The 14,954-nt window shown below is 49.1% G+C and carries 11 protein-coding genes and 2 tRNA genes; 8 read left to right on the top strand and 5 right to left on the bottom strand.

Annotated elements, in window-relative coordinates:
• Positions 1-145 precede the first annotated feature (145 nt).
• From uvrB to G451_RS0114910, 8 genes are all read left to right on the top strand, one after another.
• Positions 146-2,179, top strand: coding sequence for an excinuclease ABC subunit UvrB (uvrB, locus tag G451_RS0114945; protein ID WP_027184890.1), 2,034 nt, complete (start codon positions 146-148; stop codon positions 2,177-2,179).
• Positions 2,180-2,182: 3 nt separating this feature from the next.
• The gene (locus G451_RS0114940; protein WP_027184889.1) at positions 2,183-3,223 is read left to right on the top strand and encodes a potassium channel family protein; all 1,041 of its coding nucleotides are present in this window, start codon (positions 2,183-2,185) and stop codon (positions 3,221-3,223) included.
• A gap of 4 nt (positions 3,224-3,227) precedes the next feature.
• Positions 3,228-3,899, top strand: coding sequence for a DUF3431 domain-containing protein (locus G451_RS0114935; protein ID WP_027184888.1), 672 nt, complete (start codon positions 3,228-3,230; stop codon positions 3,897-3,899).
• 33 nt (positions 3,900-3,932) lie between these two features.
• Positions 3,933-6,011, top strand: coding sequence for an NAD-dependent DNA ligase LigA (gene ligA, locus G451_RS29675; RefSeq protein ID WP_034642425.1), 2,079 nt, complete (start codon positions 3,933-3,935; stop codon positions 6,009-6,011).
• A gap of 205 nt (positions 6,012-6,216) precedes the next feature.
• The gene (locus G451_RS0114925) at positions 6,217-6,816 is read left to right on the top strand and encodes a hypothetical protein (RefSeq protein ID WP_027184887.1); all 600 of its coding nucleotides are present in this window, start codon (positions 6,217-6,219) and stop codon (positions 6,814-6,816) included.
• A gap of 10 nt (positions 6,817-6,826) precedes the next feature.
• Positions 6,827-7,285, top strand: coding sequence for a hypothetical protein (locus tag G451_RS0114920; RefSeq protein ID WP_027184886.1), 459 nt, complete (start codon positions 6,827-6,829; stop codon positions 7,283-7,285).
• A gap of 170 nt (positions 7,286-7,455) precedes the next feature.
• Positions 7,456-8,241: a 4-hydroxy-tetrahydrodipicolinate reductase gene (gene dapB / locus G451_RS0114915; protein ID WP_027184885.1), complete on the top strand. Its 786-nt coding sequence runs from the start codon at positions 7,456-7,458 to the stop codon at positions 8,239-8,241.
• Positions 8,238-9,893, top strand: coding sequence for an NAD+ synthase (locus tag G451_RS0114910; protein WP_027184884.1), 1,656 nt, complete (start codon positions 8,238-8,240; stop codon positions 9,891-9,893). Before dapB ends, G451_RS0114910 begins: the two co-directional genes overlap by 4 nt.
• A 197-nt stretch (positions 9,894-10,090) precedes the next feature.
• On the opposite strand, the gene G451_RS0114905 is transcribed toward G451_RS0114910, so the two are convergent.
• From G451_RS0114905 to G451_RS0114885, 5 genes are all read right to left on the bottom strand, one after another.
• Positions 10,091-12,463, bottom strand: a complete 2,373-nt coding sequence (locus G451_RS0114905) for a response regulator (protein ID WP_051261540.1) — start codon at positions 12,461-12,463, stop codon at positions 10,091-10,093.
• A gap of 93 nt (positions 12,464-12,556) precedes the next feature.
• Positions 12,557-13,987 (bottom strand): RtcB family protein, encoded by a 1,431-nt coding sequence (locus G451_RS0114900; RefSeq protein ID WP_027184882.1) that lies wholly within the window; start codon positions 13,985-13,987, stop codon positions 12,557-12,559.
• Positions 13,988-14,152: 165 nt separating this feature from the next.
• Positions 14,153-14,229, bottom strand: a tRNA-Arg gene (locus G451_RS0114895).
• Positions 14,230-14,294: 65 nt separating this feature from the next.
• Positions 14,295-14,371 (bottom strand) — tRNA-Arg (locus G451_RS0114890).
• 73 nt (positions 14,372-14,444) lie between these two features.
• Positions 14,445-14,876, bottom strand: coding sequence for a pyridoxamine 5'-phosphate oxidase family protein (locus G451_RS0114885; RefSeq protein WP_027184881.1), 432 nt, complete (start codon positions 14,874-14,876; stop codon positions 14,445-14,447).
• Between the last annotated feature and the right edge of the window lie 78 nt (positions 14,877-14,954).

Raw genomic sequence — 14,954 nt, 5'->3', positions numbered from 1 at the left:
ACGACGATATTTCGCGTTGTCAGCCAAGAAGGATGACACTACACTTGACCGCGTAAATATTCCAGAGTCTTTTCCAGGGTTTTTGGGCCGGTCGAACGCCGACCGCACCGGTCATCGTATTTTTGTCGGCTATAGGGTCACCGTGATACACGATACATTTGAATTGCACAGCGATTTCGTTCCCAAAGGAGATCAGCCCGAGGCCATTGAACAAATTGTGGCCAACATCGAGCATGGATTGAAGCACCAGGTTCTGCTCGGTGCGACAGGGACAGGGAAGACATTTACCATGGCGCATGTTGTGGCCAAGCTCAATCGACCAGCACTCATTATGGCGCCGAACAAAACCTTGGCTGCACAGCTGTTCAATGAGTTTAAAGGGCTTTTTCCCAATAATGCTGTTGAATATTTTGTCAGTTATTATGATTATTATCAGCCTGAAGCCTATTTGCCGCATTCTGATACCTATATTGAAAAAGATTCTTCCATTAACGATAATATTGACAAACTCAGACATAGTGCCACGCATTCGCTGCTTACACGACGCGACGTTTTAATCGTTGCATCGGTGTCTTGCATATATGGTCTGGGGTCCAGAGAGTACTATGAACGCATGGTGCTGACCTTGGAAGAAGGGCAGGATGTTACCATGGATCATGTCATGGAACGCCTGGTGGACATCCAATATGAACGCAATGATTATGATTTTCACCGAGGGGTTTTTCGAGTTCGTGGCGATGTTATTGAACTTATTCCGGCGTACAGTCGTGACCGTGCCATGCGCCTCGAATTTTTTGGGGATGAGTTGGAGGCAATTCTAGAAACCGATCCTTTGACCGGTGAAGTTGTACGACCGCTCAACAAAACGATTATCTTTCCAAATAGTCACTATGTTTCGGATCGGGAAAATCTCACCCGCGCCATCACTGATATTCGTGATGAGTTACAAGGGCGTTTGCAACAATACGAAAAGGAAGAAAAACATCTGGAGCGGCAACGTCTCGAACAGCGTACAATGTACGATTTGGAGATGATTGAAGAACTCGGATACTGTAATGGGATCGAGAATTATTCCAGACACCTCGACGGCCGTCGGAGTGGAGAGCCACCTGCAACGCTTCTCGATTATTTCCCGGATGATTTTCTTCTCTTTATCGATGAATCACACATCACCGTTCCTCAAGTAGGAGGCATGTTTAACGGTGACCGGGCACGAAAAAAGACGTTGGTTGACTTTGGGTTTCGGTTGCCGTCTGCTTTGGATAACCGGCCGCTCAATTTCGATGAATTCATGGAGCGAATAGGGCAAACCATCTATGTCTCGGCGACCCCCGGTCCCTTTGAACTTGATACATCGCAGGGCGTTGTTGCTGAACAAATTATTCGACCAACCGGCCTCCTTGATCCGATACTTGAAGTACGTCCGACCAAGGGACAAGTGGATGACCTCACGGCGGAATGTCGATTCCGTCAGGATGCCAACGAACGCGTTCTTGTCACGACGCTGACCAAACGTATGGCCGAAGATCTTACCGAATATTTCAATTCCATGGGCGTTGCCGCCCGCTACCTACACTCGGATATCGATACGCTCGAACGTGTCGCCATTATTCAAGCGCTTCGTCAAGGGCAGTTTTCTGTTCTGGTTGGCATTAACCTCCTCCGTGAAGGGCTCGATATTCCGGAGGTCTCCCTGGTTGCCATCCTTGATGCAGACAAAGAAGGGTTCCTCCGGTCGGCACGTTCGCTTATCCAGACATTCGGACGAGCAGCACGCAACGCCTCCGGACGGGTGCTTCTCTACGCGGACTCCGTTACGCGTTCTATGCGTGCAGCTATGGAAGAAACGGATCGACGTCGTGAAAAACAGATCGAGTACAATGAAAAACATGGAATAGTACCGCAGACGGTCTATAAGCAACTGGACAATGTGCTTGATAGTCTGCAAGAAACGGATGTCCTTGATACGAAAGGACAAGCCGGGTCTCTTATGGGTACGACGATGTCCGTCGCTGAAGATACAGCTGCGTATGGTATCTCCGACGAAGACCTGCCGAAACATATTCGGAAGCTTGAACGCGATATGCGTGCCGCGGCCAAGAATCTTGAGTTCGAACGAGCCGCCAGCTTGCGCGACACCATTAATGCGCTACGAGCGAAAAAAGAAGGAAACACCTAATCCATGGGATTTGAACACCTTCACGGCCGCATGATCATGTTGGAGCATCGGCTTGGAGCATTTTGGCCGTTTGCTATTGGGCTTATTATCCTGTTCGCTGTGTTTTCGCTTGGCGTTGTTGGATATATGGTCATTGAAGACTGGCCATTTTTTGAAAGCCTGTACATGGTCGTCATCACGCTTTCGACAGTGGGCTTTCAAGAGGTCAATCCCCTCACCGAAGCAGGAAGACTGTTCACTATTGGACTTATTTTATGTGGTGTGGGGAGTTTTGCCTATCTCGTCGGTTCTTTTACGCAAATTATTATTGAAGGCCGCATACAAAAAATTCTGGGGAGAAGGCGATTGCAAAAATCCATCGAAAAGCTAACCGGACACACCATTATTTGTGGATATGGGCGTATCGGCGCTATCGTCACGCAGGAAATCGTCAGCGAGAGTCATCCCGTTGTCGTCATTGAAAAAGATGAAATATTGGCGCGCAGCTTATCGGAGAAATTTATTCTCCACGTTCATGATGACGCCACCAAGGATGAGGCGCTTTTAGCGGCTGGCATTATGCGTGCGAAAGCGCTCGTGACTGCGCTGACGCAGGAATCGGCAAATGTCTATGTCGCCTTGACTGCCAGACAGCTTAACCCGGATCTGTTTATTGTTGCCCGAGCCGATGCACAACAGCATATTCAACGTCTCAAGCGTGCAGGGGCAAACCAAGTCCTTATTCCACATCTTTATGGTGGTGTCCGCATGGCGCAATCCGTCTTGCGTCCTACAGTGACAAACTTTCTCGATTTAGCGCAACGGGGCTCCAGTATAGATCTGTCCATGGAAGAATTGCTGGTCAAGCCAACCTCGGAGATTGCCGGCAAGGATATTATCGCCTCAGAAATTCGTCCTCGTTTTAATCTTATTATTATTGCCATAAAGAAACATACTGGAGAGATGATTTTTAATCCCATGCCACAAACCCTTCTTGAGCCGGGTGATACCATGGTTATCGTCGGTCCAAAGGAAAACTTGAATCAACTCCAGCATACCTTGTAGATTTATGAACTCGCGTGTTTGTGTTGTCGTGGCAAAATACAACGAAGACGTCTCGTGGACGAAGGCATTGCCATGCGATGTCCTGATTTACGATAAGTCCGGGAAACCGGGGCCACTGTCATTGCCCAACATCGGTCGTGAAAGCCACACGTACCTTCATCATATCGTTTCGACATATCCCAATTTTCCCGACGCAGTCGTGTTTGTACAGGCTGATCCTTTTTTTCATATGGACGAGCCCACCCCTGAGGCTTTTTACGCCCGTGTTGAGCAAAATATGCGCCTTGGAGTCGCATTCACCGGTTTTGCTAATTACAAACTCAAGTGCGATCGCTTTGGACAACCGCATAATATGCACGGAAGCGACGCCGGAAAATGGGCTGGAGCAGGGCGTGACATTCCGGTCGGAGCCCTTTATGAACGGTTGTTCGCGGGGAATGTGCCGGATCAATTCCTTGTTTCGGCACCGGCGGGCTTGTTGTACGTTCGGCGAGATCGGATTCTTGCCCGGCCAAAAGCGTTGTATCAGTGCGCTTTGGAAACGGTGATCGCCGACCCCGACGATGCTGCGAATACAGGGCACGCCTTTGAACGACTCTGGCCAATTATTTTCAATGGCAAAACCACACTCAATAAACCACAGTATGACGCATGCAGCGGGGCTCTCCACGCTTGACATGACACCTTCTGAAATCAAATAAGGCCCCCCATGAATGCACATGAAGCGCAACACCGTATAGAAGAGCTGCGCGCTCTTCTGCATCATCACAATTATCGATATTATATTCTCGACGATCCCGAAATAGACGATGCCGGGTATGATGCCCTCTTTCGGGAACTCCTCGCGTTGGAAAAAGCTCACCCAGAGCTGGCCGATCCCAATTCTCCGACAAAACGTGTCGGGGCGCCGCCTCTTCCAGCATTCGCATCAAAAGCTCATCGCCAAGAAATGAAGAGTCTGGATAATGTGTTCGATTCGGGGGAGTGGAAGGCGTACTTGGACCGAATACGCCGGCTTGCTCCAACATCGCAATTTTCGTTTTGGGTTGATCCGAAATTCGATGGGTTGGCGGTAGAACTCATTTTTGAAGATGGACGATTTGTTGAAGCCTTGACGCGAGGCGATGGACAAACCGGAGAAGTCATCACTGAAAATATACGCACAGTGAAAAGTCTGCAGCTCGACTTGAACAGCGTTGCCCACAATAACGGCCAGCCCGTACCCCGACTCCTTGAGGTCCGAGGGGAAGTGGTTATAACCAAACAGGATTTTTATCTGCTTAATGAGAAGCAGCGGAAGATCGGCGGCAAGACCTTTGCCAATCCACGCAATGCTGCTGCCGGTTCACTGCGTCAACTTGATTCGTCAGTGACGGCGCAACGTCCCCTCCGTTTTTTTGCATACGGCGTCGGTGAGGTTGTGTGGAACGATCCTACGCATGCCTGGACATCACAATCCAGCCTGATGGGTGGTTTACGCAAGCTTGGCCTGACCACATCTGATCTGGGCAAAGTCGTTTCTGAAAGCGACGTACAAGAATTTCATGATACAATGGAAGAAAAGCGCCATGAATTACCATTTGATATCGATGGTATTGTTGCCAAAATCGACGATCTAGCTATTCAAGAGGCGCTGGGTTTCACATCGCGAGCACCGCGTTTTGCCATTGCCTGGAAGTTTCCTGCTCACCAAGGGAAAACGAAATTACTTGATATTGCCATCCAGGTTGGGCGTACCGGCGTTTTGACTCCTGTTGCCGAACTCGCGCCCATTCCTTTGGCTGGCGTTACTGTTTCCAGGGCCACACTGCATAATGAAGATGAGATAATGGCCAAAGACTTGCGCATCGGAGACACCGTTGTTGTGCAGCGTGCTGGCGACGTTATTCCTGAAGTGGTGGAAGTCGTGCTTGAGCAGCGGCCCGAAAACGCAAAGCCATATGAATTCCCCAGGCAATGTCCTGTTTGTGGAGAAAAAGCCGTTCGCCTTCAAGGTGAAGTTGCTCGACGTTGTGTCAATATGAGCTGTGAAGCTGTAAGACGCCAACGCATTATTCATTTTGTGTCCAAAGCCGGTCTCGATATTGCTGGCATCGGTAAAAAATGGATTGAGATTCTCGTTGATAAAGGGTTGGTCACAACCCCGGCGAACTTGTTTCGCCTTGATAAAATGACGTTGCTTTCGTTGAGTCGTATGGGGAGCAAGTCCGCCAATAATTTTCTCAAAGCCTTGGATGAGGCGCGAGCTCAGGCTGATTTACGTCGATTTCTCTGTGCACTGGGTATTCGACATGTTGGGGAACGCACAGCAAAAACACTGGCAGAACATTATCCCAACATGGATGGACTCTCTGTAGTTTCGGAAGAAGAACTGATGCAACTTCCCGATATCGGTCCAGAAGTTGCCGGCCAAATTCGTGCATTTTTTCAAAGTGAGCACAATCAACAACTCTTAATCGAACTTAAAGAGGTGGGACTTGATCCGCAGTCGTCATCGTTGGTTTCTGGCGATGAATCATCTCAAGGCAAGGCTCCGTCCCCTTTAGCGGGGAAAAAGATTGTTTTTACTGGTGGTCTTGCGTCGATGAGTCGGAATGAGGCGAAGGCAATAGCCGAGAAGGTTGGAGCAGAAGTTGTTGGATCTGTTTCGAAGAAGACCGATTATGTCGTCGCTGGAGAGGACGCGGGGGCCAAGCTGCAAAAAGCTCGTGATCTTGGTGTCACGATTCTTGATCTTAAAGCGTTTCTTGAACTCGTTGAATCTCCGGAAGAGTCTTCGACAGCATAATCTTGAAGTTTTTTGACTGAAGGGAGGCCAAGCCTGAGAATACGGCGTATTTACTGTGACTGCGCTTGCCTTGAAGGTAAAAATTGCCTAAAATCAGTGTCTATTTACAAAGCCCCGAGGCCGCTCGTCGGCCAGATTGGCCGGATGAACGGTCTCTTCCTTTGGTACATAAAAACAATGCCTTATGGTGTTCGGAGTTTTAGTCGTGAGCGATAGCGATGACAAGAAAACATTGACCGATTATCTGGCACGAATCGATGACGAAGAAAACGCATCAAGTCGGGATCTGGCTAAGCAAGAATTTGCCGCACAAGACGGTGATCCCAAAGATATGCCAGAATATGACAGTCATCTTGAACAGTACAAGTTGATCGATCTCGACAAGTTTCCGGCAAAAGCCAGTGCGCTCAATTCGTTTCGTATGACACACATGCGTGGTCGTAAAGAATTCGAGGCAACCAAGCTGTATCTGGATACGCAACTCGAAAAATTGACACATCAGGCCGAAGCGTCAAAACGTGAGTCGAAAGCCTATTGGGATGCCAAATCCGTCGAAGTTGCCGAAACGATCAAAACTTACGTCCAGTCCACGATCCGGTCGCTTGAAAATGCCCGGCTTACCAATCGCAACGATGCCATTGAACAAGCCTATGTCATGACAACGGAAAAGTTGCATAAGGTAGCGGAAAGCGATATGCCTGACTTCCTCAAGTCCAAACTTATCAAGCAGATAACCGATAACTTGGCGGAAACGGTGGAACGATTGCAAAACGATACCATAACCCGCAAATACGACCTGGATTGAGAGACGCCATATGCAGTTTCTCGTTATTGCATTTTTCTTTCTCGGCATTGGCGCAGTAATCATTTGGTTGATCGGTTATGCGTTGTACAAGTTTTTCATCGGTCCGACGCACCGTCTTATCGACAGATCCACCGCAGTGATCGAGTGCAAGCGACAGAAGAACATCACCAAGTCTGAAATCGCACGAAAATTTCAGAGCTACGAAGAGAAATCCAAGGCTCAAGCGGCAATTAAAGCTGCTGAACTTTTTGAAATTTCAGAAAAAGCCTTACGTGATGCCAATATTGCCAAGCAGCTTGAGGAAATGCGTTTACGAGCAGCCCTCATCATTCACCAAGCCGACATGGAAAGTCTTGAACGCATTGTAGACCGATATCAGCAAACAATGCAGCAAATTGATCAGGCTCGTCATCTCAATTCCCGAGAGAAAGCGGAACTCTTTGAAGAGTTCCGGAAACTTGCGTCCTGATTTCATGGATATTTCATAAAGGAGCGTTTTCGAAACGCTCCTTTTTTTCTCCCTTGTGGTTTCGGCATGCAAATTGGCTATGATCGCGCTTGCCGAACATGCCATCCCCATATACTATTTTGTACTTTCTATTTTCAACCTTCACGTTGTACGCAAAGGAGTGAGCGGCAATGCAAGTTTGCGATGTTGTCATCATGGGAGCCCTCGGGCGTATGGGCTCGATGTTGTGCTCTATGGTCCAGGAAAGCGACCAGCACCGTCTGGCCGGTGTCGTGGAACGGCCAAACGCAGCCCCTGGCCTTTCGAAGTATGAGTGTGTAGGCGCTGGCGATGTCAAAGACGTGTTGGCCAAATCCAAGGGAGCGGTCGTGATTGATTTCACGGCGCCGGAAGCGACATTAGCGACATTGGATGCGGCTCTGGAATACGGCAATCCTATGGTTATTGGCACCACGGGGCTTACGGCTGAACAAGTCGCCCATGTGGAAGAAGCTGCCAAATCCATCCCCGTGTTCATGGCGCCGAATATGAGCATCGGTATTAGCGTCTTGCTCGATATATTGCCGCAACTCGTCAAAAAGCTCGGACCGCAATACGATCTTGAAGTCATGGAGATTCATCACAATAAAAAGGTCGATTCTCCGAGTGGAACGGCATTGAAGCTTGGTCAATGTTTGGCTCAAGCACGTGACGAAAATTTGGACGATGTAAAACAATGCTGCCGAGAAGGCATTATTGGCGCACGTCCTGATGGTGAAATCGGACTGCAGGCCATTCGTGGTGGCGATGTCGTCGGTGATCACACCGTCTATTTTCTCGGACCCGCCGAGCGCATCGAAGTGACGCATCGCGCGCATTCCAGATCCAACTTTGCTTCGGGGGCGCTGCGTGCTGCACACTGGCTTGCATCGCAACAACCTGGCAAACTGTATGCTATGGCTGACATGCTCATATGAATATCGGTATCCTTCAACTGAATGTAACGGCCGGTGATATTGTCGGTAATGCCGACAAAATCGCTCAGGCCGTGGTATCGGCAGGGGAACAGGGTGCGGATATTTGTCTGACCTCGGAGCTGGCACTTACAGGGTATCCTCCACGGGATCTGTTGCTCTATCCTGAATTTCTGCGGCAAGCTCAGAAGCATTTGGAAGAACTCGCCGCCAGACTTAAAGACAGTGTTCCCGTTCTTGTCGGTACGGCATTACCGAGCCCGAATGGTGTGCGACCGGCTGTCAATGCAGCAGCTTTGCTTTCTGGAGGCAAGGTATGTGATACGTTCGTGAAAATGCTCCTCCCCAACTATGATGTGTTTGATGAGGAGCGCTATTTTATGCCAGCAGAGTCGCCGGGTTCGTTTACCTTCGGCGGCAAACGCATTGGTGTCACGATTTGTGAAGATATCTGGAATGATAAAGATTTCTGGAAAGATCGCACACGCTACGGCAATGACCCTGTAGACATCTTATGTCAGCATGGTGTTGACATGATCGTCAATCTTTCGGCCTCACCGTTCAATCTGGGTAAATTTGAGACTCGTGAAGCCATGATCAAGGCGTGCGCTGTTCGACATAAGGTGCCTGTTTTCTATGTCAACCAGACTGGCGGTAATGACGATCTCGTCTTCGACGGACGTTCCTTTGCCGTGTCGCACGATGGGGAACTCCTTATTCGTGCTGCCGCCTTTGAAGAGGACATTCTTATCGTCGAGAGTACCGTGACGGCAGTTCCTGGGCAGGACTCTGTACGGCCTTTGCTTGAAAAGCCGGTGGAAGAAGCGTTTGCTGCGCTTGTTACGGGAACACGGGACTATGCGACAAAATGCGGATTCAAAAAAGCGGTATTGGCATTATCTGGTGGCATTGATTCGGCGTTGACAGCTGTTGTTGCAGCCAAAGCTCTTGGTCCGGAAAACGTCACCGTGGCACTCATGCCCAGTCCGCATTCGAGTCGAGGAAGTGTTGATGATTCTAAAGACTTGGTTCAGCGACTTGGTATTACGGCCATGATCTTGCCGATTGGGCCTCTTATGGAAGAATTCGATTCCACGTTATCCGATGCATTTCAAGGCTATTCTTCTGATGTGACAGAAGAAAACTTACAGTCGCGCATACGTGGTGTGCTCATGATGGCCTTATCCAATAAATACGGGGCCGTCCTCCTGACGACTGGGAATAAATCCGAGTTAGCAGTAGGCTACTGCACCATTTACGGGGATATGTCCGGTGCCTTGGCGGTTATTGCCGATTTGCCGAAAACGATGGTGTATGCTGTGTCTGAATATGTGAATGCCACTATGGGGGAACTCATTCCGCGGTCTATCATCGATAAAGCCCCGTCTGCCGAATTGCGTCCGGGCCAGGTCGACCAAGACAGTCTGCCTCCATACGATATCCTTGATGAAATTCTTCATCTGCGCGTTGAAAAGCGATTTTCGGTGGAAGAGATTGTCGCAGCAGGACACGATCGTGCAACGGTTGAACGCATTACACATCTCGTCAAAATCGCAGAATTTAAACGTCGCCAAGCTGCCCCCGGTATCAAGGTGACGGATAGGGCATTTGGAACGGGATGGAGAATGCCTGTCGCCTGTAGAGTGCCTATTTAGACATTGGAGAGGAACCTTCGGCGACTCAAGAAACTGAATGCAACAGTTTTTGAGAATCTTCAAAAACTTCATCTTGTTAGGCTCTATACGAACGGCAAGCGGCTCAACAAATATATTTGTGGAATACGGAATAACGCCGGGAATCATGGGATACTGTGGTTCCCGGTTTTTTCGGGATGGAAGAGTGTTTGACCTGATTAATCCAGATGGGATTTCATAACCTCAATGACTTTTTCAAGGCGCTGTTCAATATGATTGAGGTTCTCGGCGGATTCTTCATGTTTCTGTGATTTTGCCGAAAGTTCAAGCCAGTAGGCTGCATCTCTGAGACGGGGAGCCCCCATGGTTGCGGCGGCGCCTTTGAGCGCATGCGCGAGAAAAGACACGCGCTTCATATCTCCATCAAGAAAAGCCTCTTGCATTTCCTGGAATTTATCAGGTTGGTCCAGCACAAAGGCATTGAACATCTTTTTGAGAAATTCCATGTTGCCACGGGCTTTCTGGACAAGTCCGTCCATATCAACAACCACATCGTCTTCTTTTAGGGGAATCGCGTCTTCAGTCTCGGGTTCAGCCTGAGTGCTGATTGATGCGCTAGTGGATTCTCGCCTGCTATCGTCTTGCACGGATTTAGAGGGCGATGCCAATACCATAAACATGGTTTTGTGCAGCTTTTCCCAACTGATGGGCTTAGACATATATTCGTTCATGCCCACGGAAAGAAACGTTTCTCTATCTCCTTTCAGAGCATGGGCCGTCATGGCGATGATAGGGATCTTCGGATCGAAGTTTTTTGATGTGGAGCCTCGAATGCGTCGTGTTGCTTCAAGTCCATCCATTTCAGGCATCTGAACATCCATAAGGACAAGGTCGATGGTGTGTTCTTCGAGGGCCTTGATCGCATCGGCACCGTTCGGCACGGCCAAAACGGAGTGTCCTTTGCTGGTCAGGAGCTCAGAAGCAAAAATTTGATTTACCTTGTTATCTTCAGCAAGAAGAATATTGAGCGGGGGGAGGGATGGGAGATCTTCGTTCTGAGGCATTCCTGCCATCTCCATAGTCACTCTTTGGGCTGGTTTGAGCATGACGGAAAACGAAAAGGTACTGCCCTGCCCGACTTCACTGTCGACCGTAATCGTTCCGCTCATCATTTCCACGAGATATTTACAGATGGAAAGTCCCAAACCCGTGCCATGAAATTTGCGAGTAAATGAGCCGTCTGCCTGGGTGAAGCTGTCAAAAATGATTTTGGCATTGTCTTTGGAAATACCAATGCCTGTGTCTTCGACGGAGAAAACAATCTTCACTGGAGCAGCGTCTTGTCCTCGATTGGCTACCGGGGATACTGCTGCGGTCAGACGGACAGATCCTGTGTCGGTGAATTTGATGGCATTGCCTATTAAGTTGACAATGACCTGACGCAAGCGTCCCGGATCTCCGGTGACGTACACCGGGACGTCCGGAGAGATGATATATTCTGTCGCGATACCTTTTTTTCTGGCCAAGGTGGCAAAGATCGATATGGAGCTACGCAACAAGGCGTGCAAATTAAAAGAAATATGAGCAAGTTGGAGGCGGCCTGCTTCAATATTGGAATAATCAATAATATCATTGAATATTTCCAGCAAAGAGCTGGCCGAGAGCCGAACCATTTCCAGGTATTCCTTTTGTTTTTTCGTCAAATTGGTCGAAAGCAGCAGTTCGGTCATTCCAAGAATGCCGTTCATCGGCGTTCTGATTTCGTGACTGATATTCGCCAAAAAGGAGTTTTTGGCTTCATCGGCTGACCTGGCTTTCTCCTGGGTTTTGCTTAATTCGGTTTCCATGGCTTTGCGGTCTGTGATGTCGCGCAAAGACACAAGAGAAACTTCCTGGCTTTCCCATTCACTTTTCCCGACACGCATAGCAACGATTTTTTTCGTTTCGGCATTGTCGGGAAGAACTATTTGGATTTCGGCAGAATCCCTGTCAATGACGGGAACACCAAACTCCGCGCCGATCAATGCTTCGAGGGGACGCCCTAAAAGCACGCTGGCGGCTTCGTTGGCGTAAAGAATAAAACCGCGTGTGTCCACAACCAAAATGGCATCAGCGTTTTTTGTGATGATGTTGCGATATCGATCCTCACAAGCCAACAGTTTTTTCACGTATTTGCCTATGGAATTACGCAGTTCATGGCGTTCTATGACGTGAGGAATGCATAAGCCCAAGGTGAAACTGTCAACTTTGGATTTGGGGATGGATGTTTGGACGCGGTTTTCTAAAGGATTTCCCGGTATGTCGTCGTTCTCTTTGCGATCGAACCCCAATACCGGGGCGTCGGCAATGAGGGTGATGAGTCGGGAAATACTTTCTGTCGATGCTTTGCAGGGAAAACCGACAAGGATGAGATCGAATTGCTCAGTCTCCAGGCGGCGTATGCCTTCATCAACGCTCAATACATGCGTGATATCCAGTACTGGATCTTGAAGTCCTGCTGCGAGGCGGATGACATCACGGGCAAACGGTGTCGATCGTTCGATGAAAAGGGCGTTTACTCGTTTTTTATGTGAGAGAGAATGTTTCTTCATGAACAGCCTGATATAATACAATATAATCAAAATCTTGACGCGTCGTTACGCCAGAGAGATGTATAGCAGATTTCCAGACAATTACCACTCGTTTTAGCCTTTGACACATAAAAGGGGTTTGAGGCGAAGAATTTTAGCCGCAATGCCTGCGTGCTCCATCACATTTGCGACACAGTCAATATCCTTATATGCCTGTGGCGCCTCTTCACTCAAGCCACGCAAACTTGATGTTCGTACCTCAATACCTTGCGCAGCCAAAGATTTTATAAGCGCAGCCCCTTTTTGTTGCTTGGCGGCGTGTTTCCGGCTCATCACACGACCGGCACCATGCGAAGCGGAACAATAGGAGAGGTCTGCCGATCCATCGAGTCCTTGTAATATATAGGATGCAGTCCCCATACTTCCACCGATTAACACCGGCTGACCAAATCCTCGCAAAAACGGCGGCAAGTCAGGATGTGATGGGCCAAGGGCGCGCGTCGCTCCTTTTCGGTGAACATAGACACGTTTTCCCTTTCCTTGAAGTACATGCCGTTCCACTCGGCAGGTATTGTGGGACACATCGTACAATAATCGCGCCGTTGCTCCTGGGAAGATATCCGAGAGTACTGTTCGTACTCTATGTGTGAGAATCTGTCGATTGGCCAAAGCGCAATTCATGGCCGCCGCCATAGCTCCGAAATACGATGTCGCCAATGGTGAGCCAAGCGGAGCACAAGCCAACTCTTTGGCGTACGTCGCGAGTCCGAATGATTCAGCTTGGACCAGCATAGACTCCACGTAATCGGTTGCGGTTTGGTGGCCGAGCCCTCGTGATCCGCTATGAATCGCAATAATGATACGACCTTGTTCAATACCATGAAACTCAGCTGCGGCGCGATCAAACACGGATTCTACAACCTGAACTTCGAGATAGTGATTGCCGGAACCAAGGGTCCCCATACCATCAACCTGTCGTTCCTTGGCTCGGGACGAAACTGCATCGGGATTGGCCGTCTTGATCCGGCCGCGGTCTTCACATCGGTCTATGTCTGCCGGAGTTCCATATCCTTTGTTCACGGCCCATACCGCACCGCCATCAAGCATGGCATCAAGCTCTGTGGAACTGAGATGGATATCACCAGCACGACCAACCCCGGCCGGTACAGCATGAAACAACGCATCGGCTAATGCGGCGTGTTGTTTCTCCAAATCACGTTCCCACATATTGGTGACCAATGCGCGGACGCCACAACCAATATCGAACCCAACACCCCCAGCAGACACAACCCCGCCTTGCTCGGGATCAAACGCCGCCACAGCCCCGATAGGAAAGCCATATCCTGTGTGAACATCGGGCATAAGTACAACGGGATCAATGACACCGGGAAGAGAGGCCACATTCTCCGCTTGTTTATGGGCCGTCTCATCAATTGCGTTCAGAAGAGGCTTGTCGGCAAAAATCCGAATGCCGACGGCTCCTTGTGATGGAGCCGCGCGTTCCCAAGTGAACGGATTTGTCTGAGTAGGGTGGTGTTTTTTCATAGGTGCCTCATGGAGCTGGAGCCCGTGGCGAGTGAGGATATCATATTGCATCTATAAAAACGAGTGGTTGTGAGAGAAAAGAACGTGATGGAGTGGGTAGGTAGAATTTTATTAATGATAAAACAAAAAAGGGTTAGACCGTACGGTCTAACCCTGAAATTGTAATGGCGCGCCCGGGGCGATTCGAACACCCGACCTACGGATTCGTAGTCCGGCGCTCTATCCAACTGAGCTACGGGCGCGCAAGGATGAGAAAAATCTTCGAGAAAAAAAGGGCACAACCTTCGTACCCCTTAGTGTATTCGAGTGGCGCGCCCGGGGCGATTCGAACACCCGACCTACGGATTCGTAGTCCGGCGCTCTATCCAACTGAGCTACGGGCGCGCATCGAAGAAAGACCTTTTATGGAAACATCGGATGATCGTCAAGCATTTTTTTTGAATTTTTTATTTTATTTTTAAAGTTCGATAAAAACACTGTCTTGCTGGTTGGTTACGTAGAAATACGATTCCAGACGAAAACACAGGACCCGTGTGGATTCATCGTTGAGAAATTCATGATTTGCCGGAAAGCGTTCCATGAGGCTTTGCCGTCCCCATTGAATATGTTCAGGATTTTGGTCAAGAAGTGTCGCTTCGATCGTCACGGCTTCAATAGCATTCCTCTCTGTTGGAGGGACAGTGGTCCGTGTGTCGACGAGAAGACTTGCCTTGGGCGAAGAGTGTATAAGGTTTTTCCATTTGCGAGACGGTGGGGTCGCCATGAAAATATGCGTGATTGATGTATCATACGCATAGGCCATCAGCGAGCACAGTGGTGTCGTCGTGTTTGTTGTGGCAAGAACGAGGACGTCTTGTGTTCGAATAATTTCGTGAATTCGGGAGATCATTATACTCTCGGGTTCAGGGTAGAGTGGAGTCTGTCCTCTTGGCTTGTGAGAGGAAATGGTCTACATACACGATTTTCT

The organism is Desulfovibrio inopinatus DSM 10711 (genome assembly GCF_000429305.1).
GTDB lineage: Bacteria > Desulfobacterota > Desulfovibrionia > Desulfovibrionales > Desulfovibrionaceae > Alteridesulfovibrio > Alteridesulfovibrio inopinatus.
This window is presented reverse-complemented; position numbering and strand designations above follow the sequence as displayed.

Bases quoted from the DNA above. Each gene is read 5' to 3' on its own strand.
- G451_RS0114935 (WP_027184888.1), top strand. From the start codon at position 3,228: ATGAACTCGCGTGTTTGTGTTGTCGTGGCAAAATACAACGAAGACGTC.
- dapB (WP_027184885.1), top strand. From the start codon at position 7,456: ATGCAAGTTTGCGATGTTGTCATCATGGGAGCCCTCGGGCGTATGGGC.
- G451_RS0114940 (WP_027184889.1), top strand. From the start codon at position 2,183: ATGGGATTTGAACACCTTCACGGCCGCATGATCATGTTGGAGCATCGG.
- G451_RS0114885 (WP_027184881.1), bottom strand. From the start codon at position 14,876: ATGATCTCCCGAATTCACGAAATTATTCGAACACAAGACGTCCTCGTT.
- G451_RS0114905 (WP_051261540.1), bottom strand. From the start codon at position 12,463: ATGAAGAAACATTCTCTCTCACATAAAAAACGAGTAAACGCCCTTTTC.
- G451_RS0114910 (WP_027184884.1), top strand. From the start codon at position 8,238: ATGAATATCGGTATCCTTCAACTGAATGTAACGGCCGGTGATATTGTC.
- ligA (WP_034642425.1), top strand. From the start codon at position 3,933: ATGAATGCACATGAAGCGCAACACCGTATAGAAGAGCTGCGCGCTCTT.
- G451_RS0114900 (WP_027184882.1), bottom strand. From the start codon at position 13,987: ATGAAAAAACACCACCCTACTCAGACAAATCCGTTCACTTGGGAACGC.
- G451_RS0114920 (WP_027184886.1), top strand. From the start codon at position 6,827: ATGCAGTTTCTCGTTATTGCATTTTTCTTTCTCGGCATTGGCGCAGTA.